The sequence below is a fragment of the Allobosea sp. LC85 genome (genome assembly GCF_000735605.1).
Classification (GTDB): Bacteria; Pseudomonadota; Alphaproteobacteria; order Rhizobiales; family Beijerinckiaceae; genus Allobosea.
Genome location: NZ_JPKG01000006.1, coordinates 102,519 through 122,930, shown reverse-complemented (window position 1 = coordinate 122,930; position 20,412 = coordinate 102,519). Strand labels below are relative to the sequence as shown.

Genomic DNA, 20,412 nt, shown 5'->3' with positions numbered 1-20,412 from the left:
CCAGATCATAGAGTTGCTCCGGCGAATTACGGGCCCGGCTGACGCTGCCCTGCGCTGAGACGCAGGCGTCCGCGCAAGCCGGGATGACCGCCGCTTTCCCTTGTCCTCAAGGACCGGTGACGCGCCAGCCACGTATGGCCCGCCAGTCCAAGCTGCCCGAGCCGGATCATGAACGACCAGTCCAATTCCGCCCCGTCGAAAAGCGTTGATTATTCGCAGACGCTGTTCCTGCCCCAGACCGAATTCCCGATGCGCGCCGGCTTGCCGCAACGCGAGCCGGAACTGCTCGCCCGCTGGCAGAAGATCGAACTCTATCGCAAGCTGCGCGAGAGCGCGAAGGGCCGCGACCGCTTCATCCTGCATGATGGTCCGCCCTATGCGAACGGCCATCTCCATATCGGTCATGCGCTCAACAAAGTGCTGAAGGACCTCGTCGTCCGCTCTCAGCAGATGCTCGGCCACGACGCCAACTATGTGCCGGGGTGGGATTGTCATGGCCTGCCGATCGAGTGGAAGATCGAGGAGCAGTACCGGGCCAAGGGCCTGAACAAGGACGATGTGCCGGTCGTCGAGTTCCGCAAGGAGTGCCGTGCCTTCGCCGAGCACTGGGTCAATGTTCAACGCGAGGAATTCAAGCGCCTCGGCGTCGAGGGCGACTGGGCCGATCCCTACCTGACCATGGCGTTCCCGGCCGAGGCGCAGATCGCCCGCGAGATCATGAAGTTCGCCGAGACCGGCCAGCTCTATCGCGGGTCCAAGCCGGTGATGTGGTCGGTGGTCGAGAAGACCGCGCTCGCCGAGGCTGAGGTCGAGTACGAGGAGCACACGAGCGATACGGTGTTCGTGGCCTTTCCCGTCGCGTCGGGAGCGGATGGCCTGGCTGGCGCGTCTGTCGTGATCTGGACGACCACCCCCTGGACGATCCCCGGCAACAGGGCGATCTCCTTCCACCACAAGATCGCCTATGGGCTCTATCGGGTGACCGCGGCGGCCGACGGCAACTGGGCGAAGGTCGGCGCGACCTATGTGCTGGCGAAGGCCCTGGCCGAGAGCGTGTTCAAGGCTGCGAAGGTCGACGCCTTCGAACTGGTTCGCGATGTCGCTGCGTCCGAGCTGGATGGTCTGACCTGCGCCCATCCGCTGCGCGGCCACGGCTACGACTTCGATGTGCCGCTGCTCGACGGAGACCATGTCACCGACGATGCCGGTACGGGCTTCGTCCACACCGCGCCCGGCCATGGTCGGGAGGATTTCGACATCTGGATGGCGAGCGGCCGCAAGCTCGCCGAACGCGGGATCGATACGCATATCCCCTACACCGTGGATGCCGATGGTCGCTTCACCAGGGATGCGCCGGGCTTCGAGGGCCGACAGGTCATCACCGACAAGGGCGAGAAGGGCGACGCCAACGATGCCGTCATCAAGGCGCTGGCGGCGAGCGGCAACATCATCGCGCGCGGCCGGTTGAAGCATCAGTATCCCCATAGCTGGCGTTCGAAGAAGCCGGTCATCTTCCGCAACACGCCGCAATGGTTCATCGCCATGGACAAGCCGCTCGGCGAAGCGTTGGGCGGCCCCGATGTTCCAGCCACGCCGGGCGGCAACGTCGATACGCTGCGCAACCGCGCGCTCAAGGCCATCAAGGAAACCGAATGGGTTCCCGCGGCCGGTGAGAACCGTATCACCGGCATGATCGCCAACCGCCCCGACTGGGTTGTCTCGCGCCAGCGCGCCTGGGGCGTGCCGATCACCGTCTTCGTCGAGAAGGACAGCGGCACGATCCTCGTCGATCCAAGGGTCAACGCTGCAATCGCCGATGCCTTCGAGATCGAGGGAGCCGATGCCTGGTTCACCGATGTCGACGGCGCGCGCTTCCTGAAGCCCTTCGGTTACGATCCGCAGATGTATGAGCGCGTCACCGACGTGCTCGATGTCTGGTTCGATTCAGGCTCGACCCACGCCTTCACGCTGGAGAAGCGGCCCGACCTGCGCGCTCGCCGGCGCGGCGACGGTGGCAATGACCGGGTGATGTATCTGGAAGGGTCGGACCAGCACCGCGGCTGGTTCCATTCGAGCCTGCTCGAAAGCTGCGGCACGCGTGGCCGGGCGCCCTACGACATCGTGCTGACCCACGGCTTCTGTCTCGACGAGAAGGGCGAGAAGATGTCGAAGTCGAAAGGCAATGTCACTGCGCCGCAGGACGTGATCAAGGAGTCCGGCGCCGACATCCTGCGCCTCTGGGTCGCGGCGGCGGACTATTCCGACGATCTGCGCATCGGCAAGGAAATCCTCAAGACCTTCGTCGAGACCTACCGCAAGCTGCGCAACACCATGCGCTGGATGCTCGGCACGCTCGCGCATTTCAGCGAGGACATCCGCGTCGCCTCGCCGGCCTCGATGCCGGAGCTCGAGCGCTTGATGCTGCACCGCCTTGCGGAGCTCGGGCCGCAAGTCGAGGAGGCCTATCGGACCTATGACTACAAGCGGGTGGTGACGCTGCTCTCGCAGTTCATGAACACCGAGCTCTCCGCCTTCTATTTCGACGTTCGCAAGGACGCGCTCTATTGCGATCCGCTGTCGAGCCATGTCCGCAAGAGTGCGCTGACGGTGGTCGACCATCTCCTGCGCTGCCTCGCAACCTGGTTGGCGCCGATCCTTGTCTTCACCACCGAGGAAGCCTGGCTCGAGCGCTATCCGGAGCAGAAGGCGCTGGGCGGTTCCGTGCATCTCGAAGCCTTTGCCGCGGCACCGGAGAGCTGGCTCGATCCGGAGCTGGCCGAGCGCTGGAGCAAGATCCGCCGCGTCCGGCGTGTCGTCACCGGCGCGCTCGAGCTGGAACGTGCGGCCAAGCGCATCGGCTCTTCGCTCGAGGCCGCGCCCGAGGTTCACATCGCCGATCCCGATCTGCTGGCGGCGCTGTCGGGTGTCGATCTCGCCGAGATCTGCATCACGTCCGATCTCAAGGTTGTTGCCGGCGAAGGGCCAGAGGATGGATTCCGGCTTCCGGAGGTGCCCGGCGTCGCTGTCGTCCCGGTCCGGGCCAGCGGCGTGAAATGCGCCCGTTCCTGGAAGTATTTCGATCCCGCGACCGCCGAGCACGATCATCCCGACGTCACTCCACGTGACGCCAGGGCCTTGCGGGAGCTCGGCAAGGCGGCCGGGCGATGACGTCGCTGCGCCGCTTCGGGATCTGGATCGTCGCGCTGGTCTTCGTACTGGACCAGGCGCTGAAGCTCTGGCTGGTGTTTGGCTTGCAGCTCGGCGAAACCGGCCCCTACGAGCTGACGCCCTTCATGACCATCGTGCTGGCCTGGAACCGCGGCATCTCCTATGGGCTGTTCCAGCAGGAGGGCAATCTCGGGCCCTGGCTTCTGGTGCTGCTGTCGGTCGTCGCCGCCATCTGGCTCAGCCGCTGGATGTGGCGGGCGACAGACCGGCTGACGGTCGCAAGTCTCGCGCTCATCGTCGGCGGCGCGCTTGGTAACGGCGTCGATCGGGCTGTGTACGGCGCCGTCGTCGACTTCGTTCACCTGCATTATGGCAGCTTCAGCTGGTACATCTTCAACATTGCCGATGCGGCTATCGTTGTCGGTGTGCTCGGTCTCCTGTATGAGTCCTTCCGCCCTGACGCCTCAAAGTCTGCACAGGCTTGAGGCGCGTCGCCATGCTTTTGCCCTTCCCTTGGCGCAACACGGCGAAACACGGACAGGAACGCAGGTTCCTTCACGGAGGTTTTGAGATGGCCCATCGCGCTCGCGCAATCCGCATCCTGCTCGCTGGGAGCATGATCGCGGTCGCGCTTCCCGCCTCGGCTCAGGAAGGCATGTTTTTCCAGAACGCCATGCGGACCTTTGGACTGATGCCGGGGGAGGGGCCCGATATCGAGTATCGCCAGCGCCCGCCGCTGGTCGTGCCGCCGTCTTCCGCCTTGCCGCGCCCGCAGGATCCGGCCTCGCAGCGTACCGCTGCATGGCCGAATGATCCCGATGTTGCAGCCCGCCGTGCGGAGGCCAAGGACGCGCTGGTTCCGGCGACGGAGCGCGAGAGATACAAGCTGAACCAGACCCCGCTGCTCAGCCAGCAGGAACTGCGTCGCGGCCGCGTGAGCGGTGGCGGACAGGCTCAGACGCCACCCGTGACCCAGAGCAAGACCTTCGAGGAAAATATCGGCCCGATCCGCGCCGGCCGTGAAATGGCGGCGCGCCAGGCTGCGACCGACACCTCGAACCTGGTTCACGGTCAGGAGCCGCAGCGGCGATTGCTGACCGATCCGCCGACCGGCTACCGCAAGCCGGCTGGTACGGCGCCGCTTGGGCCCGGTCGGTCGGGGCCGCGTGAAGACACCAACAGCACGGGCCAGAAGGAATTCGTGCAGGGTCTGCCGTCGCCGAGCACACCCTGACCCTTCGCTGCGACACCGTGATGGCGAGCGCCGCGCGCTGGCGCGGAGCGTAATCGCGCCTATATCGAAGGTCACTCCTGCCGCGAAGGTGCCACCCTGCAATGACGGTTCATACTCCGACTGCACGCTTGTCGGTTCCAGTCGAAGCCTTCCGGCTCGCCAACGGGCTTGACGTTGTGGTCGTGCCCGACAGGCGCGCGCCGGTCGTCACGCATATGGTCTGGTACCGCAACGGCTCGGCGGATGATCCGGCCGGCAAGTCCGGCATCGCGCATTTCCTCGAGCACCTGATGTTCAAGGGCACGGCGCGCTGGCCCGCCGGCGAGTTCTCCAAGATCGTCGCGGGCTATGGCGGCCAGGAGAACGCCTTCACCTCCTTCGACTACACCGCCTATTTCCAGCGCGTGCCGAAGGAGCATCTGCGCGCCATGATGGACTACGAGGCCGACCGGATGACCGGCCTCGCCTTCGACGAGAGCGTGGTCGGGCCCGAGCGCGATGTCGTGCTCGAGGAGCGGCGCATGCGCGTCGACGCGGACCCGGCGGCACAGTTGGGCGAGGAGTTCTCCTCCGCGCTCTTCGTGCATCATCCCTATGGCACGCCGATCATCGGCTGGGAGCACGAGATCGAAGGCCTGACGCGCGACGACGCCTTCACCTACTACCAGCGCTTCTACACGCCGGAGAACGCGATCCTGGTCGTCGCCGGCGATACCGATCTCGACGAGGTGCGCACGCTTGCCGAGGCCACCTATGGCCAGATCGCGGCGGGCGGACAGGCGCCGGTGCGCAAGCGCCCGGCCGAGCCCACCCCGCGCGCGGCCCGCCGGGTCTCACTGAGCGATCCGCGTGTGCGCCAGCCGTCGCTGCGGCGCGGCTGGTTGACGCCGACCTATCTCAGCGGCGATCGAAGCGAGGCGTTCGCGCTCGAACTGGTGGCCGATATCCTCGGTGGCGGCACCACCTCGCGGCTCTATCGCCAGCTTTGCGTCGAGCAGGAACTCGCGGCCGGTGCCAGCGCCTATTTCATGGGCTCGATGGTCGATCGCGCCGCCTTTCAGATGTCGACGAGCCCACGCCCGGGCATCGACATGGCCGCGCTGGAGGCTGGCCTCGATGCAGCGCTGGCAGCTTTCCTGGCCGATGGGCCGAGCGATGTCGAGTTGAGCCGCGCTCGCACGCGGCTGGTGGCGGAGACGATCTTCGCCCGAGACAGCCAGTCTTCGCTCGCTCGTATCTTCGGCGCCTCGCTGGCCGTCGGCGAAACCGTCGAGGACGTCCTGGCCTGGCCGGATCGGATCGAAGCCGTCACCCGCGAGGCCGTGATCGAGGCAGCGCGCCGCTATCTGCGGCCCGACCGTTCGGTCACCGGGCTGCTCTTGCCGGCAGCTTGAGCCCGCGCCCCCTTTCTCATGCGGGTGGGGTGACACCATCCCACCGTCAGGAAGCGACATGAACGCGCCCATCCCCACCCCGGGTTCCACGCTTGCCGGCCCCTCTGTGGCGGTCCAGCAGGTCCGCTCGACCGCCGGAGTCGAAGCCTGGCTGGTCGAGGAACACAGCCTGCCGCTGATCGCGATCGATTTCGCTTTCGATGGTGGTGCGACACGCGATCCCGACAATGCCGCCGGTAGCGCCTATCTCGTCTCGGGTCTGCTCGATGAGGGGGCTGGCGATCTCGACGCAGAAGCGTTCCATGGCCGCCTTGCCGATCATGCCATCAGCCTCGGCTTCGACGCCCGCCGCGACGATTTCCACGGCCATTTGCAGACCCTGTCGCGTCATCGCGACGAGGCGTTCTCGCTGTTGGCCCTGGCGCTGAACGCGCCGCGCTTCGACGCTGATGCCGTGGAACGCGTGAAGTCGCAGGTCGTCGCTGGCCTGCAGCGTCAGGCGCAGAATCCTGAAACACTCTGCCGCAATGCACTCTATGCGGCGGCCTATCCGGGCCACGCCTATGGCCGTCCGGAGAAGGGCGATATCGACAGCGTCTCGCGCACGGAGCCGGCCGGATTAAAGACACTCTCGCGCGCGTTGCTGACCCGCGCCGGCCTCAAGATCGTCGTGGTCGGTGACATCACGGCGGAGGAATTGGCACAGCGGCTCGATCAGCTCTTTGCTGCCCTCCCCACCGGCTCCGCTCGATCGATCCCGGCCGAACCCATTGCCGTGCAGGGGCTTGGTGAAACGCATGTCATCGATCTCGATGTGCCGCAGACCGTGCTGCGCTTCGTCGGCCCGGGCCTGATGCGCCGTGACCCGGATTTCATCACCGCAAGCGTGTTGAACCATATCCTGGGCGGCTCCGCCTTCACCTCGCGCCTGTTCCTTGAAGTGCGCGAGAAGCGCGGCCTTGCCTATGGCGTGTCGTCGAGCCTGCTGCCGCTGCGCGAGAGCGCCTTGCTGGTTGGCGGCACCGCGACGCGCAATGACCGTGCGGCCGAGTCGCTCGCCGTCATTCGCGAGGAGATGATGAAGCTCGCCTCCGAGGGACCGAGCGAGCACGAGGTCGAAGAGGCCAAGCGCTATATCATCGGCTCATACCCCTTGCGTTTCGATACCTCGCCGAAGATCGCGGCCGAGCTGCTGGGCCTGGCGGTGAACGGCTTCGGGCCGGAGTTCCTCGCCGACCGCAACCAACTCTTCGCCGACGTGACGCTCGACGACGTCAAGCGCGTTGCGCAGCGGCTCTTCGGCGACCCGCGCCTGCTTGTGCAGGCCGTTGGTCGGCCGGTCGGCCTCGTTTGACGGCACGGCACCGCCACCCGCTTTTCCACCGACCCAATATGGATACCAGGCCATGCTGCAGCAAAGCTTCGACCTCGCGCTCGAATCCGGTGTCGGCGCCGGCGGCATCCCCGATGCTGCCTTCGAGAAGGCGCTGGCCGCTCTCGCGCCTGCGCTGGCGCGGCTGAAGGGCGAAGCGGACGCGAAGTCGCTGCCCCTGCTGGGATTACCGGCCGATACGGCTGATCTGGCGCCGGTCCATGCTGCCGCGAAGCGCCTGCATGAAGGCGCGACCGATATTCTGATCCTCGGCACGGGCGGCTCCAGCCTCGGCGGCCAGACGCTGGCGCAACTCGCGGGCTACGGCATCGCCGGCCTGTCGGGCTTCGCGCCCGCGCCGCGCGTGCATTTCATCGACAATCTCGACCCTGAGACGTTCGCCTCCCTGCTGACGAAACTGCCGCTCAAGTCGACCAGATTCGTGGCCATCTCCAAATCAGGGGGCACCGGAGAAACCTTGCTGCAGTGCATCGCGGCGATCACCGCGCTGCGTGCAGCCGGTATCTCCGACAGCGACATCGGCGCGCATTTCCAGGGCCTCTCCGAGCCGGCCAAGCCCGGCAAGCTGCACCCGCTGCGCGCCCTGCTGGAGCCGTTCGGTACGCCCTTCCTCGACCATCATACCGGCGTGGGTGGGCGCTACTCGGTCCTGACCAATTGCGGTCTGCTGCCGGCCGCTATCCTCGGCCTCGATATCGAAGCCTTGCGCAAGGGGGCGGCCAAGGCGCTTGCGCCCCTGCTGGCGGGTAAGGGCGTCCGCGAGGTCCCGGCTGCGCTGGGCGCCGCTCTGCACCTCGCCGCCATGCGCTCCGGCAAGGGCATCGCGGTGCTGATGCCCTATGCCGACAAGCTTGCCCTGTTGACGCGCTGGTGGGTCCAGCTCTGGGCCGAGAGCCTCGGCAAGGACGGACAAGGCACCCAGCCGGTCGCCGCGCTTGGGCCCGTCGACCAGCATTCGCAGCAGCAGCTTTATCTCGCCGGGCCGAAGGACAAGTTCTTCACCGTTCTGACCGTCAGCACCAAGGGCAAGGGTCCGGGGATCGACTCCGCTCTGGCCAAGACAATTGGCGAGGACGGTTTCGCCGGCAAGACGATCGGCGATCTCGTCGCGGCGCAAGGCGTCGCCATGGTCGACACCTTTGCCAAGAACGGCCGCCCAGTGCGCAGCCTCCATGTCGACCAGGTCGACGAGACGGTGCATGGCGAGATCCTGATGCACTTCATGCTGGAGACGATCCTGGCGGGCTACGCCATGGGCGTCGATCCGTTCGATCAGCCGGCAGTGGAAGAGGCGAAACTCCTCGCCAAGCGTTATCTTGCCGAAGGGCGCGGTTGACGATTCGGGTCTCCGCCCCCGCTCCCTGTTTGCCGGGCCCAGCATGACCGTTCGTCGTCTCGATCCTATTCTGGTCGATCGCATCGCCGCCGGCGAGGTGATCGAGCGGCCGGCTGCCGCCGTGAAGGAACTGGTCGAGAACGCCATCGATGCCGGCGCGCGCGCGATCGCCGTGACCATTGCAGCCGGCGGACGCGAGTTGATCCGCGTCGTCGATGACGGCTCCGGCATGTCGCCCGAGGATCTGGCGCTCTCGGTCGAGCGCCATGCCACCTCGAAGCTGCCGGATGGCGATCTCTTCGCGATCCAGTCCCTCGGCTTCCGCGGCGAGGCGCTGCCGTCGATCGGCTCGGTGGCGCGGCTTGCCATCACCACGCGCCAGCGCGAGGCGTCGCAGGGCCACGGCCTCGTCGTCGAGGCCGGCGAGAAAGGCGTGGTGCGTCCGGCTGCTGCAGCGCCCGGCACGCGCATCGAGGTCTGCGACCTCTTCATCTTCACCCCGGCCCGCCTCAAATTCCTGAAGAGCGATCGGGCGGAGGCGCAAGCCGTCTCCGAGATGCTGCGGCGGCACGCCATCGCTCATCCGACCATCCGCTTCTCGCTCGAAGGGGACCATGTCACCGGCTTCGACTGGCCGGCCGAGGCGATCGGTGAGGAAGGGCTGCTGCGCCGGCTGTCGCGTGCGCTTGGCCGTGACTTTCCCGAGAACGCGCTGCGGCTCGACGTGGTGCGCGAAGGTATTCGGGTCACCGGTTTCGCCGGGCTGCCGACCTTCCATCGCGGTACCTCGGCCGGCGTGCATCTGGCGGTCAATGGCCGGCCGGTGCGGGACAAGCTGCTGCTCTCGGCGGTGCGCGGCGCCTATGCCGATGTCGTGCCCTCCGACAGGCACCCGATGTTGTTTCTCGATGTGATCTGCGATCCGCGCTTCGTCGACGTGAATGTCCATCCGGCCAAGAGCGAAGTCCGCTTCCGCGATCCCGCCCTGGTTCGCGGCCTCGTGGTCTCCGGCCTGAAGGCGGCTTTGGCCGAAGCCGGGCACCGCGCCACGACGACGGGTGGCGCCCGGACGCTGGAAGCCTTCCGCGCGGTCTTCGCTGGCGCTGGGCAGCCGTCGGTGCAACGTCCGGTCCTGCCGTCCGCCCCTGCCTGGACACCGTCATCGGTCGGCTTCGGCGAGGCGCGACAGGCCGATTTCACCGGTTTCGCGACGCCATCGGCCGATGCGAGAGCCCATGTCGCCGAGCCAGCGCAGGACGCTCTCGACCGACCGCTCGGTGCGGCGCGGGCGCAGGTCCATGAGACCTATATCCTCGCCCAGACCCGCGACGGCATGGTCATTATCGACCAGCACGCGGCGCATGAGCGGCTGGTCTATGAACGGCTGAAGGCCGAGAGGGCCAGGACCGGTATCGCCCGCCAGGCCCTGCTGCTGCCGGAAGTGGTCGAGCTCGATCCGGTTGATGCCGATCGCCTGATCGCTGTCGCCAGTGATCTGGCATCGCTCGGCCTGACCATCGAATCCTTCGGAGCCGGCGCCGTGCTGGTGCGCGAAGCGCCGAGCGCGCTGGCCGGCGGCAATCTGCAGAAGCTGGTCCGTGATGTCGCCGATACACTCGCCGAGCATGGCGATTCAGGCTCGCTCGAACGGCGCCTCGACCATGTGCTGGCGACGATGGCCTGCCACAACTCGGTGCGCGCCGGTCGGCGCCTGCGGCCTGAGGAGATGGACGCGCTCCTGCGCGAGATGGAAGTCACGCCCAATTCCGGCCAATGCAACCATGGCCGGCCGACCTATGTCGAGCTCAAGCTGAACGATATCGAGAAGCTGTTCGGGCGGCGGTGAGGCGCTCAAGGGGTCCGGAGGATCAAGACCTGGGTCTCGCCATAGTCGCGTCGCTCCAGCTCCTCGAACTCGCCGGGCAGCGCGATCTCGACCCCTGCCGCTTCCTCAAGCACGATCAGCGCACCAGCTGAGAGCCAGCCGCCATCGCGTGCCGAGATGAGTGCCTTCTCACCCAGGTTCTTGCGATAGGGCGGATCGCAAAAGACGAGCTGGAAAGGCGCCATCGGCCCGATCGGGCCGAGTTTGGTCGCGTCGCGGCGGAAGATGCGGCTCAGGCCGGCGAGCCCAAACGCCATCTGGTTCTCGCGGATCAGGCCGCGCGCCTCGGTGCCGTCATCGACCAGCAGCGCAAAGCCGGCGCCGCGCGAGAGCGCCTCGAACGCCATCGCGCCGGTCCCGGCGAAGAGATCGAGCACGCGCGCGCCCTCGACCACATCGTCATAGGCGTGGGCGAGCACGTTGAAGAGCGATTCACGCAACCGGTCGGAGGTCGGGCGGATCGTGCCGATACCCGGCTTGGGGCCGGCCAAGGGCCGGCCGCCGAAGCGGCCGCCGACGATTCTCATCAGGCGCTACTCTCAGTCACGCTTGCCGCGCCCACCGCCACCGGGACGAGGTCCCTTGCCGCCGGGCTTGCCGCCGAAGGGGCGTCCGCCGCCGGACTTGCCGCCAGCGCCACGTCCATGCGGACGGTCGCCGGACGGTCTGCCGCCGCCAGGCCTGTCGCCGAAGCTGCGGCCGCGCGGACGGTCGTCGCCCTGACGCTCGGCAAAGGGGCGAGCTGGCCGTTCGCGTCCCTCCCGGGGCGCGCGCTCGGGGCGCTCGCCGTGTGCCGCGCGCTCCTGCCAGGGACGCTCGTCGCCGCGATCATGCCCGCCGGCACCCTCGTCGCGTGGACGGCGCTGCGGCCTTTCGCCGAGGCTGCGGGCTGAACTGCTGCGTTCCTGCGAGCGCGGACCGCGGGAACCCGGCCCGGGACGCTCGGCACGTGCCGGGCGGGCGGGAGCTTCCTCTCGTGCCGGCGCGCTGACACGCTCGACCAGCACGCGCCGCCCCTTCGGATCGGCAATCGCCTTGTCGCGCTTGCGCTCGACCTGGCCGGTCGCCTCGCGGGCCTGCCGCGCCTCCTTCGGATCTGCGCCACGTCTTGGGGCGGAGCGGCGCTCACGTTGCGGCTCGGCCTCCTCATCGCGCCAGACCGTGCGCTTCCAGGGCTTCTCGCTGCGGGTGTCCTGGGAAACCGGACGTCCACCGCTGCGCCCGCCGCGCTCCTCGCCGCCCTCGCGGCGACGCGGGCGATCCTCGCCCGCAGGCGCGCGCCGAGGCGCCACCGGCAGCTCATCGCGGCGCGGCGCCTCGAAATCGACGCCGGCCTTGGCCATCAGCTCTTCACCGAGCTGGTCCTTGATCACGCGGGAGCGGATCTCGTCGACTTCGCCCTCCGGCAGGTCGCCGAGCTGGAACGGCCCGAAGGAGACCCGGATCAGCCGGTTCACGGCAAGGCCGAGATGCTCGAGGACGGTCTTGACCTCGCGGTTCTTGCCCTCGCGCAAATCGACCACGAGCCAGGTGTTCGAGCCCTGCTCGCGTTCGAAGCGCGCCAGGACGGGCCCGTAGCTGATGCCGTCGATGGTGACGCCGTCGCGCAGCGTGTCGAGTTTGTCCTGCGTGATGCTGCCGAAGGCGCGCACGCGATAGCGCCGGAGCCAGCCGGTTTCCGGCAGCTCGAGCACGCGTGCAAGTCCGCCGTCATTGGTCAGCAGCAGCAACCCCTCGGTGTTGATGTCGAGGCGGCCGATCGAGAGAACGCGCGGCAGATCCTCCGGTAACGCCTCGAATACGGTCGGACGACCTTCGGGATCATGGTTCGTCGTCACCAGCCCGCGGGGCTTGTGATAGAGCCAGAGCCGTGTGCGCTCACGCGCCGGCAAGGGCTCGCCATCGACGAGGATCACATCGCTCGGCCCGACATCGAGTGCCGGGCTTTCGATCACCTTGCCGTTCACGCTGACGCGGCCTTCGGCGATCATCGCCTCGCAATCGCGGCGCGAGGCGACGCCGGCGCGCGCCATCACCTTGGCGATGCGCTCCGGCTCGATCGAGGGCAGGAGGACTGCGCCGGGCGCCTGGGCTTCGGCATCCTCGCGGTGCGGACGATGAGCCCGTTCCTCGCCGCGGGGACGGTCGTGCCGGTCCGAGCGGGGCCTGTCGAAGCGTTGTGCGCCAGTATCCCGAGCGCCGAAGCTCCTGCGGGGGGCTGCGCCTTCGCGGGGCGGACGGCTCGCGCTGCGCTCGCCCTCGGAGCGGGCACGGAACGGCCTTTCGCCACCCTCGCGCGGCGGACGCGGCGCATCGTCGCGCCGGCCGGCCGGCTTGTCGAAGCGCCGGGCGGGGCGTTCGCCGCCTTCGGATGTCCTGTGCGAAGGGCGATCATCTCCCGAGCGACCACGAAATGGGGCGCGTTCGCCCTCGGTCCTGGAACGGAACGGCCTTTCGCCGCCCTCGCGCGGCGGGCGGGGGGCATCGTCGCGCCGGCCGGCCGGCTTGTCGAAGCGCCGGGCAGGGCGTTCGCCGCCTTCGGACGTCCTGTGCGAAGGGCGATCATCTCCCGAGCGACCACGAAATGGAGCGCGTTCGCCCTCGGTCCTGGAACGGAACGGCCTTTCGCCGCCCTCGCGCGGCGGACGCGGTGCGCCGTCACGCTGGCCTGCGGGCCTGTCGAAGCGACGGGCAGGGCGTTCGCCCTCGTTCCCGGCATCGCGGCGCGGCCTGTCATCGCCGGAACGGCCACGGAATGGCGGGCGATCTCCGCCCGAAGGTGGGCGACCGCGTGACGGGCCACGGCCTTTGCCGTCGCCTCCGCCAAACCCGCCGCCTTTGCCGCCAGCTCCACCGCCCTTGCGTGGACCACGGCTTTTCTGGTTGTTGTCGTCGCTCATCATCGCTCCTGCACAGCCGGCGCTTGTAGCAGAGCGTATCATGCCTCGCGAGCGCCAAAGCAGAGGTTTCATGCTGCAATCGAAGCGTGCCGAGCTGGAGGGGATGGATCTCGCCCTCGCGGAGGCCCGGGCGGCAGGCGCGCGGGGCGAGGTGCCGGTGGGTGCCGTCGTCGTCAGGGACGGAACCATCCTGGCCAGCGCCGGCAATCGCACGCTCGAGCTGAAGGACCCGACCGCGCATGCGGAGATGCTGGTCTTGCGGCGCGCCTGCGAAGAAATCGGCAGCGAACGGCTGATCGGCTGCGATCTCTACGTCACGCTCGAACCCTGCCCGATGTGCGCCGCCGCGATCTCCTTCGCCCGCATCAGGCGGCTCTATTTCGGCGCGCCCGATCCCAAGGGAGGCGCAGTCGAGAATGGTGTCCGGCTCTATTCCAGCCCGACATGCCACCATGCACCGGATGTCTATGGCGGCATCGCTGAAAGCGAGGCCGCGGAGCTGTTGCGCGGGTTCTTCAAGGCGCGGCGTTAAGGGCCGGATTATGCGCCCGCCCCGCCTCGGGGAGGGCAATGGCGCCAGGTGGTCGCGACCGTCGCGATGCCCCTGGGCGCGATGCTCCCTCGCGGGGACTGCGGATGGATCCGGCGTCGCTACGGTTCTGGTCCAGACAAACGAACATCGCGAGGCGCAATGTCCTTTCAGGCCTATCTCGACACGATCAAGCAGAAGACCGGCAAGGGGCCTGAAGAACTGCAGGTTCTTGCCGACGCGAAGGGTTTCTCGGAAGCGGGCAGGCTCAAGCCAGGCGTCAAGGCAGGGCAGATCGTGGACTGGCTGAAATCGGATTTCGATCTCGGCCATGGCCACGCCATGGCGATCTATGCCCTGCTCACAGGCAAGAAGAAGCCCGGTGATTGATCGCCCGCGCCAGAGCCAGAGCCAGAGCATAGGCCCGAAAAGTGGATTGCGGTTTTCGGGACAGCCGATGCAAATACAGAAGGTGAGATGATCGGACCTGCTGCGATATCCGGTCCGATGATCTAACGCGCTGTTTCCGCAATCAGCCAATCGCGAACGGCTCGTACAAGCGGCTCATTGGCGCGGCTCGGCAGCGTCACCACTGAATAGGCAAGTCCCGCTAGCGTTGGGCCGAATGGCTGGATGAGCCGGCCCGCATCGAGCTCCTCGCGGACGAGCGCCAGGCTGAGCAGCGCCGCTCCCTGGCCGGCGACTGCAGCCTGGATCGCCTGGCTTTCATCGGTGAAGCGCAAGGCCGATCTTGCATTGAACCCCATGTCAGCCCGCTCGAACCAGATCGGCCAGGTCGGATGATCTGGATCTGCGCTGCGCCATTCGAAATGGATGAGCGGCACCTGCGCGAGATCGGCGGGCTGGCGCACGTCCAGCACCGGATTCACCACCGGGGCGAACCGATCCGCGATGAGCCGGTGAGCGTCGAAATTGGGATAGTTGCCATGGCCATATCGGATCGCCAGGTCGACCTGGCCCGAATGCAGATCGACCACATCGTCGGATGCGTGCAGTCGCAGATCGATGCCGGGGTGAGCCTTCTGGAAGCCGGCGGCCCGCGGCACCAGCCATTTCGCAGAGAAGGCAACGGTCGCCGAGATCGTGACGACAGGCCGTTTCCGCTCTGACCGTATCCGCTCGATCGCTGCAGCAAAGGCGTCGAAGCCATCGCGCAGCACCAGATAGAGCGCCCGGCCTTGCTCGGTCAGAATGACCCGCCGCGTCTGGCGGTCGAACAGGCGCTCATCAAGGTGCTCTTCGAGCGTCCGGATCTGGTGGCTGACGGCCGTGGCCGTGACCAGCAACTCGGAGGCGGCCCGCTTGAAGCTGCCATGGCGCGCCGCAGCTTCGAACGCACGTAGCGAGGACAGGGGCGGCAGGCGTCGCATCAAGATGGCCCAATGTTTGAACTGACATCCGGTCAAATTATGGATGAGTTGAACTCAGTTATCGAGTGATGATTTCGCGTTTGTTGCCTCGGTTTTTTATAACCACATTCATTTCGTCACCACACGGCCGGGCCCGGATGATGAACAGAATTCATCCTCCGCCTGTCCCAATCATGGATGAGACAAAAGATGTTCGAGCAAGTTGTCACGCGGCCCGATCCCTATGAGCCGTATCTGTTGTCGCAGGCCATCAAGGTCGGCAGCCTTCTCTTCGTATCGGGCCAGGCCGGTTATGATGACGAGGGCAAGGTCGTGGAGGGCGGATTCCTTGCCCAGGGCGAGCAGGCCTTCTCCAATTTGCAGCGCGCCCTCGAAGCGGGTGGCGCCAGCCTGAAGGACGTCGTCAAGGTGACGATCTTCGTCACCGACATGCAGGCTCAGTTCAAGGACGTGGTCGAGCTTCGCCGCAAGTTCTGGAGCGCGCCTTATCCCGCCGACACGATCGCCGAGGTCAAGGGCCTCTACGATCCGCGCGTGATGATCGAGATCGAGGCGATCGCGGCAGTGCCGGGGGAGGGCCGGTAAGATGACTGGCAATCCCCCTCCCGCCGAGCCTCGCCAGAGGGCGGTGGAGAGACTCTTCTCCCCTGTCCGGATCGGCAAGCTCGCTCTTTCCAACCGGCTTGTCGTTGCTCCCATGACGCGCGTGAGCGCGACAGTCGATGGGCGCGCCACCGAGGGCATGGCCTCCTATTATCGTTCATTCGCGGAAGGCGGCTTTGGCCTGATCGTGACGGAGGGCATCTACACCGACAAGGTTTTCTCGCAGGGCTATCAATACCAGCCCGGTCTCGCTGATGCCGAACAGGTCGAGGCGTGGCGACAGGTCGTCAGCACTGTTCATGATGCAGGCGGGCGGATTGTTGCGCAACTGATGCACGCGGGGGGTTTGGCGCAAGGCAACATCCATCGGGACCATACCATCGGCCCTTCCGCCCTGCGTCCCAAGGGCGAGCAGATGGCGTTCTACCGCGGCAATGGGCCTTACCGCATTCCTCGTGCGATGTCGGAGGCGGATATCGGCGAAGCGGTGGCAGGCTTTGCCAGCGCGGCGGCGCTCGCAGGAGAGGCTGGCTTCGACGGTGTCGAGATCCACGGAGCCAATGGCTACCTCCTCGACCAGTTCCTGACCGAAGGCATCAACCTGCGCCAGGATCGCTATGGAGGGAGCATTGCGGGCCGCCTGCAGCTCCTCGTCGAGGTTTCCGAAGCCGTTCGCTCGGCCGTTGGAGCGGATCACGTCGTCGGCTTGCGGATCTCGCAGGCCAAGGTCAACGACTTCCTGCACAAGCGGATCGGAGGTGGCCGCGAAGCCGAGGCGATGTTCGGCGCATTGGGCACGCTTCCACTCGACTACATCCATACGACCGAATTCGAGGCCTGGCGCCCGGCCTTTGGCGATGACGGGCCAAGTCTGGCGGCATTGGCGCGGACGCATGCCCGGCTGCCGGTTCTGGCGAATGGGTCGCTGCACGATCCCCAACGCGCTGCGGCGATGATCGAAGGCGACGAGGCTGATTTCGTGTCGCTCGGGCGTGGCGCGCTGACCCATGCCGACTGGCCGAAGCGTGCCCGCGAGGGCCTGGCACTGGAGCCGTTCGACAAGCGCATCCTGTCGCCAATCGCGGATCTGGCGAATGCCGATCGGAGCCGTTCAGCGCTGCTCGACATTGCAAGCTGAGAGTGCGGCCAAGCAAACTGGAGCGATGCCCCGAAGGTACTCGTGATCAGGACGCTCACGCGAGCGTCCTGATCACGAGATAGCAACCCAGCAGCAGCAGCCCCGCGAAGAAGCAGAGCTTGAAGGTGGCAGCGGAGATGCGTGTGCGGATCGCCTGGCCGACCGACATGCCGGCAAGCGCGGGCAGCAGCGCCAGCAGCGAGGATTGCGCCACGCCGACATCCAGCGCGCCCGCTCCGATCAGGCCGACCGACAAGGCCAGCGTCGACATGATGAAGGAGACGCCCAGCGCCTGCACCAACTCGTCCTTGTCCAGGCCGAGCGCCTGCAAATAGGGCACTGCCGGCAGCACGAAGACGCCCGTCGCAGCGGTGGCAACGCCCGTCGTGATGCCGATGACGGGTCCGAGCCAACCCTCAGTACTGGCCGGGACCCGCAGCTTCGCCGCCTTGAGCCCGACCAGCGCATAAAGCACGAGTGCGCAGCCGAGCCAGAAGGTGGCCGAACCGCCCTTGCTCTGGTGCAGCAGCCCGGCACCCGCCCATGTCCCCGCGCAGATGCCGGCAAGCATCGGCCAGAGCCTGATCATGATCGCCTTCAGCCCCGGGCCGGTCGCGACCTGCCAGCTGTTGGTGACGATATTGGGCACGACGAGCAACGCCGCAGCCTGCGCCGGCGCCATCACCACGCCGAGGATGCCGACTGCGATGGTCGGCAAGCCGAGCCCGATGACGCCCTTGACGAAGCCAGCCAGAAGGAAGGTTGCGGCGATGAAGAGGATGAGATGTGCGTTTTCCATGAGGCTGCTTGTGGCAGTGCCGACGCGGGCTGTCGCGCCTGAACGCTACGGTGGTGGCCGTACTGTTCAGGGTTGCCCCGGCTGAGCAAGGGAGCAAGATGGCAGCATGAGCACGCATGGTCCCTATCTCGCCGAGATCGCCCATCTGATGGGAGATCCAGCCCGCGCCAACATGCTGCAGGCCCTGATGGACGGGCGCGCACTGACCGCCAAGGAACTTGCCTATATCGCCGGCGTCGCGCCGCAGACGGCGAGTGGCCATCTCGCCCGCCTGATGCAGGGCGGCCTGCTCGCGGTCGCAATCCAGGGGCGCCATCGCTATTACAGGCTTGCCGGGCCGGAGGTCGCGACGGCGCTGGAAGGGCTGATGGTTCTCGCTGGAAGCCAGCCCTCCAGCCGTCGCCTGCCGTCCCGCGTCGGCGCTGACCTCAGCCGGGCGCGCACCTGCTACGATCATTTCGCCGGGCGCCTCGGCATCGGCCTGCATGACGCACTGGTCGCGGGCGGACACCTGACGGTCGCCGATGGCGGCTACGGTCTGACGGCGTCGGGGGAGGGCGTCTTCGCAGCGCTTGGCATCGAGATCGCTCAGGCGGGCAAGAGCCGGCGCGCGTCCTTGCGCCCATGCCTCGACTGGAGCGAGCGCCGGCCACATCTGGCCGGAAGTCTTGCCGCGGCCCTTGCATGTCGCTGCTTTGAGACGGGTTGGGCCCTGCGCAAGAAGGACAGCCGTGCCGTGATCCTGACCGATGAGGGGCGTGGCGCCTTGACGTCGGCCCTGCCGGGGTTTCGCTGCGACGAGCCGGAGGCGCTCAGCCCTGTCGTTCGAGCGCCTGAGACAGCCTTCGCTTGACCTCGTCCTTGAGCGGCTCGGAGGCGTCGAGGATGGCCCGCGCCCGGAAGAAGTCGAGCCCGCCATAGCCGTCGATGCCGGCCCGGATCAGGATATCGGGCGGGTGGCGCTCGATCATGCGCTGCACGATGGTGCGCGTCAGGATCTGCGAGACGCCGACCATCGCTTCGAGCGGCTCGGGCACTCGGGTGTCGCTGATCGTTGCCGGCGCGCTGGTGTCGACCGCCATGACGATGCGGCCGGGCGCCAGCAGCCTGTCATAGGGCAGTGGGTTGATCGCGCCGCCATCGATCAGAACGCGGCCGCCGAGCACCACCGGGCGCACAAGCCCCGGAATGGCCAGCGAGGCGGCGACGGCCGGCGTCAGCGGTCCGCTCGTCAGTGAGACCTCGGCATGGAGATGGTAGTCGGTCGCGATCGCGGCGAAGGGAGATTGGAGTTCCTCGAACCGGTCGGGCACGGCTTGCGGCCAGAACAGGTCGAGCAGCCGCTCGCCATCGATCAGCACGGGATTGCCGAGCCCTCGCATGAGATCGGTGAATTTGCCGACGCGCGCGTCAAGCAGCCGCGCGATCACCCTGGCCCGGTCACGGAATGTCAGTGCCACATGCTCGCGCAGGTCGGTGCCCGAGAGGCCTGCCGCATAGGCGGCACCGATGATCGCCCCGATCGAGCAGCCGACGATGAGGCCGGGCCTCACGCCGAGTTCGTCCAGGGCCTCCAGCACCGCGATATGGCTCAGGCCTCGGGCCCCACCGGCCCCGAGCACGAGTGCGAGCCTGGGCTCGGCGCTGTCGGATCGTCGCGGGGCAGGCCTCGGGGAGCTTGTCATGGTGCGATGCTGCGGCCTGAGTTCGCCTCAGGCAACCGCGCCAGCTAGGAAGGGCTTCAGGGCCGCCAGCGTTGCGGCGGGGTTTTCCTCCGGCAGGAAATGGCCGCTGACGATCGCTTGCCCCTCCGCCTTGGGTGCGAAGGTCGAGCGCCAGATCTCGAGCGGGCTTGCCCCCTTGGCCGGGATTCCGGCTTCGCCCCAGAGCGCCAGTACCGGGCAGAGGATGGTTTTGCCCGCCGCAAGATCGGCCCTGTCATGGGCGAGGTCGGTGGTGGCGCCGGCGCGATAATCCTCGCAGGCCGCATGGATGCGATGCGGATCGTCGAAGGATTCCCCATAGGATCGCAGCGCGAGCGGGTCAAACACGTCGAGTGCCTTGGCCCGCGTCCAGCTCGCGATCGTGTGATCGAGCCAGCCCTGGGGATTGGCCTTGATCAGGTTTTCCGGCACGGGTTCGGGTTGGGCCAGGAAGGTCCAGTGATAGACCTGCATCGCGCGGGCGGCGTCCATGCCGTCCCACATCGAGAGCGTCGGCAGGATGTCGAGCACAGCGAGCCGCTCGACCCTGCCGGGATGATCGAGGGCGAGGCGATAGGCGACACGCGCGCCGCGGTCATGGCCGATCACGGCGAAGCGGATATGGCCGAGCGCTGCCATGACAGCGACGACGTCCTCGCCCATGGCGCGCTTGGTGTAGGTCTCCTTGCCGCCATCGCCATGCGGAGCCGACGACCAGCCATAGCCGCGCAAATCGAGGCAGACGACGCGGTGGGTCTTCGCCAGATCGGGCGCGATCTTGTGCCATTCGGCATGGGTTTGCGGGAAACCGTGGATGAGCACGAGCGGCGGCCCTTCGCCGCCGGAGCGCGCAAAGATCTTGCCGACAGGTCCGTCGACCCAATGCGCCGTGAAACCGGGAAAGAGCGAATCGAGATTGCTCATGGAGGGCGCTCCTAA

18 protein-coding genes are annotated in these 20,412 nt (G+C 67.1%); 12 read left to right on the top strand and 6 right to left on the bottom strand.

What is annotated here, in order from left to right; all coding sequences use genetic code 11:
• Window positions 1–168: 168 nt before the first annotated feature.
• From ileS to mutL, 7 genes are all read left to right on the top strand, one after another.
• On the top strand, window positions 169–3,168 hold the full coding sequence (gene ileS / locus FG93_RS01650; protein ID WP_043231135.1) for an isoleucine--tRNA ligase: 3,000 nt from the start codon (window positions 169–171) through the stop codon (window positions 3,166–3,168).
• Complete coding sequence (lspA, locus tag FG93_RS01645) at window positions 3,165–3,653, top strand: signal peptidase II (RefSeq protein ID WP_043231133.1); 489 nt, start codon at window positions 3,165–3,167, stop codon at window positions 3,651–3,653. Before ileS ends, lspA begins: the two co-directional genes overlap by 4 nt.
• 86 nt (window positions 3,654–3,739) lie before the next feature.
• Window positions 3,740–4,402, top strand: coding sequence for a hypothetical protein (locus FG93_RS01640; protein WP_043231131.1), 663 nt, complete (start codon window positions 3,740–3,742; stop codon window positions 4,400–4,402).
• 101 nt (window positions 4,403–4,503) lie between these two features.
• Window positions 4,504–5,796, top strand: coding sequence for a pitrilysin family protein (locus FG93_RS01635; RefSeq protein WP_081881240.1), 1,293 nt, complete (start codon window positions 4,504–4,506; stop codon window positions 5,794–5,796).
• 58 nt (window positions 5,797–5,854) lie between these two features.
• The gene (locus FG93_RS01630) at window positions 5,855–7,150 is read left to right on the top strand and encodes a pitrilysin family protein (RefSeq protein ID WP_043231129.1); all 1,296 of its coding nucleotides are present in this window, start codon (window positions 5,855–5,857) and stop codon (window positions 7,148–7,150) included.
• A 52-nt stretch (window positions 7,151–7,202) separates the two neighbouring features.
• The gene (locus tag FG93_RS01625) at window positions 7,203–8,525 is read left to right on the top strand and encodes a glucose-6-phosphate isomerase (protein ID WP_043231127.1); all 1,323 of its coding nucleotides are present in this window, start codon (window positions 7,203–7,205) and stop codon (window positions 8,523–8,525) included.
• A gap of 43 nt (window positions 8,526–8,568) precedes the next feature.
• Window positions 8,569–10,371, top strand: a complete 1,803-nt coding sequence (mutL, locus tag FG93_RS01620; protein WP_043231125.1) for a DNA mismatch repair endonuclease MutL — start codon at window positions 8,569–8,571, stop codon at window positions 10,369–10,371.
• Between the two features lie 5 nt (window positions 10,372–10,376).
• Here the strand turns inward: mutL and FG93_RS01615 are convergent, their stop codons facing one another.
• Together FG93_RS01615 and FG93_RS32225 are read right to left on the bottom strand one after the other, a co-directional pair.
• Window positions 10,377–10,937, bottom strand: a complete 561-nt coding sequence (locus FG93_RS01615; protein ID WP_043231740.1) for an RsmD family RNA methyltransferase — start codon at window positions 10,935–10,937, stop codon at window positions 10,377–10,379.
• A gap of 12 nt (window positions 10,938–10,949) precedes the next feature.
• Window positions 10,950–13,310: a pseudouridine synthase gene (locus tag FG93_RS32225; protein WP_152579253.1), complete on the bottom strand. Its 2,361-nt coding sequence runs from the start codon at window positions 13,308–13,310 to the stop codon at window positions 10,950–10,952.
• Window positions 13,311–13,413: 103 nt separating this feature from the next.
• On the opposite strand from FG93_RS32225, the gene FG93_RS01605 reads away from it, so the two are divergent.
• Window positions 13,414–13,842: a nucleoside deaminase gene (locus FG93_RS01605; RefSeq protein WP_052513324.1), complete on the top strand. Its 429-nt coding sequence runs from the start codon at window positions 13,414–13,416 to the stop codon at window positions 13,840–13,842.
• A gap of 159 nt (window positions 13,843–14,001) precedes the next feature.
• The gene (locus FG93_RS01600; protein ID WP_043231119.1) at window positions 14,002–14,229 is read left to right on the top strand and encodes a DUF4287 domain-containing protein; all 228 of its coding nucleotides are present in this window, start codon (window positions 14,002–14,004) and stop codon (window positions 14,227–14,229) included.
• Window positions 14,230–14,351: 122 nt separating this feature from the next.
• Here FG93_RS01600 and gcvA read toward each other — a convergent pair whose 3' ends face one another.
• The gene (gene gcvA / locus FG93_RS01595) at window positions 14,352–15,230 is read right to left on the bottom strand and encodes a transcriptional regulator GcvA (RefSeq protein WP_043231117.1); all 879 of its coding nucleotides are present in this window, start codon (window positions 15,228–15,230) and stop codon (window positions 14,352–14,354) included.
• 189 nt (window positions 15,231–15,419) lie between these two features.
• On the opposite strand from gcvA, the gene FG93_RS01590 reads away from it, so the two are divergent.
• On the top strand, window positions 15,420–15,815 hold the full coding sequence (locus FG93_RS01590; protein ID WP_043231115.1) for a RidA family protein: 396 nt from the start codon (window positions 15,420–15,422) through the stop codon (window positions 15,813–15,815).
• A gap of 1 nt (window position 15,816) precedes the next feature.
• Entirely contained in the window at window positions 15,817–16,971 is a 1,155-nt protein-coding gene (locus tag FG93_RS01585; RefSeq protein WP_052513214.1) for an NADH:flavin oxidoreductase, read from the top strand.
• A 55-nt stretch (window positions 16,972–17,026) separates the two neighbouring features.
• On the opposite strand, the gene FG93_RS01580 is transcribed toward FG93_RS01585, so the two are convergent.
• On the bottom strand, window positions 17,027–17,770 hold the full coding sequence (locus tag FG93_RS01580) for a sulfite exporter TauE/SafE family protein (RefSeq protein WP_043231112.1): 744 nt from the start codon (window positions 17,768–17,770) through the stop codon (window positions 17,027–17,029).
• Window positions 17,771–17,876: 106 nt separating this feature from the next.
• Between FG93_RS01580 and FG93_RS01575 the strand changes: the two genes are divergently transcribed.
• Entirely contained in the window at window positions 17,877–18,623 is a 747-nt protein-coding gene (locus tag FG93_RS01575; RefSeq protein WP_081881237.1) for a helix-turn-helix transcriptional regulator, read from the top strand.
• Here FG93_RS01575 and FG93_RS01570 read toward each other — a convergent pair.
• Together FG93_RS01570 and FG93_RS01565 are read right to left on the bottom strand one after the other, a co-directional pair.
• Window positions 18,583–19,455 (bottom strand): patatin-like phospholipase family protein, encoded by an 873-nt coding sequence (locus tag FG93_RS01570; RefSeq protein WP_052513213.1) that lies wholly within the window; start codon window positions 19,453–19,455, stop codon window positions 18,583–18,585. The two genes, FG93_RS01575 and FG93_RS01570, sit on opposite strands and share 41 nt — an antisense overlap.
• 27 nt (window positions 19,456–19,482) lie before the next feature.
• Window positions 19,483–20,397: an alpha/beta fold hydrolase gene (locus FG93_RS01565; protein WP_043231106.1), complete on the bottom strand. Its 915-nt coding sequence runs from the start codon at window positions 20,395–20,397 to the stop codon at window positions 19,483–19,485.
• Between the last annotated feature and the right edge of the window lie 15 nt (window positions 20,398–20,412).

What these genes read in the sequence shown, in the direction of transcription:
- FG93_RS32225 (WP_152579253.1), bottom strand. Translation starts at nt 13,310, where the DNA reads ATGAGCGACGACAACAACCAGAAAAGCCGTGGTCCACGCAAGGGCGGT.
- FG93_RS01640 (WP_043231131.1), top strand. Translation starts at nt 3,740, where the DNA reads ATGGCCCATCGCGCTCGCGCAATCCGCATCCTGCTCGCTGGGAGCATG.
- FG93_RS01615 (WP_043231740.1), bottom strand. Translation starts at nt 10,937, where the DNA reads ATGAGAATCGTCGGCGGCCGCTTCGGCGGCCGGCCCTTGGCCGGCCCC.
- FG93_RS01565 (WP_043231106.1), bottom strand. Translation starts at nt 20,397, where the DNA reads ATGAGCAATCTCGATTCGCTCTTTCCCGGTTTCACGGCGCATTGGGTC.
- ileS (WP_043231135.1), top strand. Translation starts at nt 169, where the DNA reads ATGAACGACCAGTCCAATTCCGCCCCGTCGAAAAGCGTTGATTATTCG.
- FG93_RS01585 (WP_052513214.1), top strand. Translation starts at nt 15,817, where the DNA reads ATGACTGGCAATCCCCCTCCCGCCGAGCCTCGCCAGAGGGCGGTGGAG.
- FG93_RS01580 (WP_043231112.1), bottom strand. Translation starts at nt 17,770, where the DNA reads ATGGAAAACGCACATCTCATCCTCTTCATCGCCGCAACCTTCCTTCTG.
- gcvA (WP_043231117.1), bottom strand. Translation starts at nt 15,230, where the DNA reads ATGCGACGCCTGCCGCCCCTGTCCTCGCTACGTGCGTTCGAAGCTGCG.
- FG93_RS01600 (WP_043231119.1), top strand. Translation starts at nt 14,002, where the DNA reads ATGTCCTTTCAGGCCTATCTCGACACGATCAAGCAGAAGACCGGCAAG.
- FG93_RS01590 (WP_043231115.1), top strand. Translation starts at nt 15,420, where the DNA reads ATGTTCGAGCAAGTTGTCACGCGGCCCGATCCCTATGAGCCGTATCTG.
- FG93_RS01605 (WP_052513324.1), top strand. Translation starts at nt 13,414, where the DNA reads ATGGATCTCGCCCTCGCGGAGGCCCGGGCGGCAGGCGCGCGGGGCGAG.
- FG93_RS01570 (WP_052513213.1), bottom strand. Translation starts at nt 19,455, where the DNA reads ATGACAAGCTCCCCGAGGCCTGCCCCGCGACGATCCGACAGCGCCGAG.
- mutL (WP_043231125.1), top strand. Translation starts at nt 8,569, where the DNA reads ATGACCGTTCGTCGTCTCGATCCTATTCTGGTCGATCGCATCGCCGCC.
- FG93_RS01575 (WP_081881237.1), top strand. Translation starts at nt 17,877, where the DNA reads ATGAGCACGCATGGTCCCTATCTCGCCGAGATCGCCCATCTGATGGGA.
- lspA (WP_043231133.1), top strand. Translation starts at nt 3,165, where the DNA reads ATGACGTCGCTGCGCCGCTTCGGGATCTGGATCGTCGCGCTGGTCTTC.
- FG93_RS01625 (WP_043231127.1), top strand. Translation starts at nt 7,203, where the DNA reads ATGCTGCAGCAAAGCTTCGACCTCGCGCTCGAATCCGGTGTCGGCGCC.
- FG93_RS01630 (WP_043231129.1), top strand. Translation starts at nt 5,855, where the DNA reads ATGAACGCGCCCATCCCCACCCCGGGTTCCACGCTTGCCGGCCCCTCT.
- FG93_RS01635 (WP_081881240.1), top strand. Translation starts at nt 4,504, where the DNA reads ATGACGGTTCATACTCCGACTGCACGCTTGTCGGTTCCAGTCGAAGCC.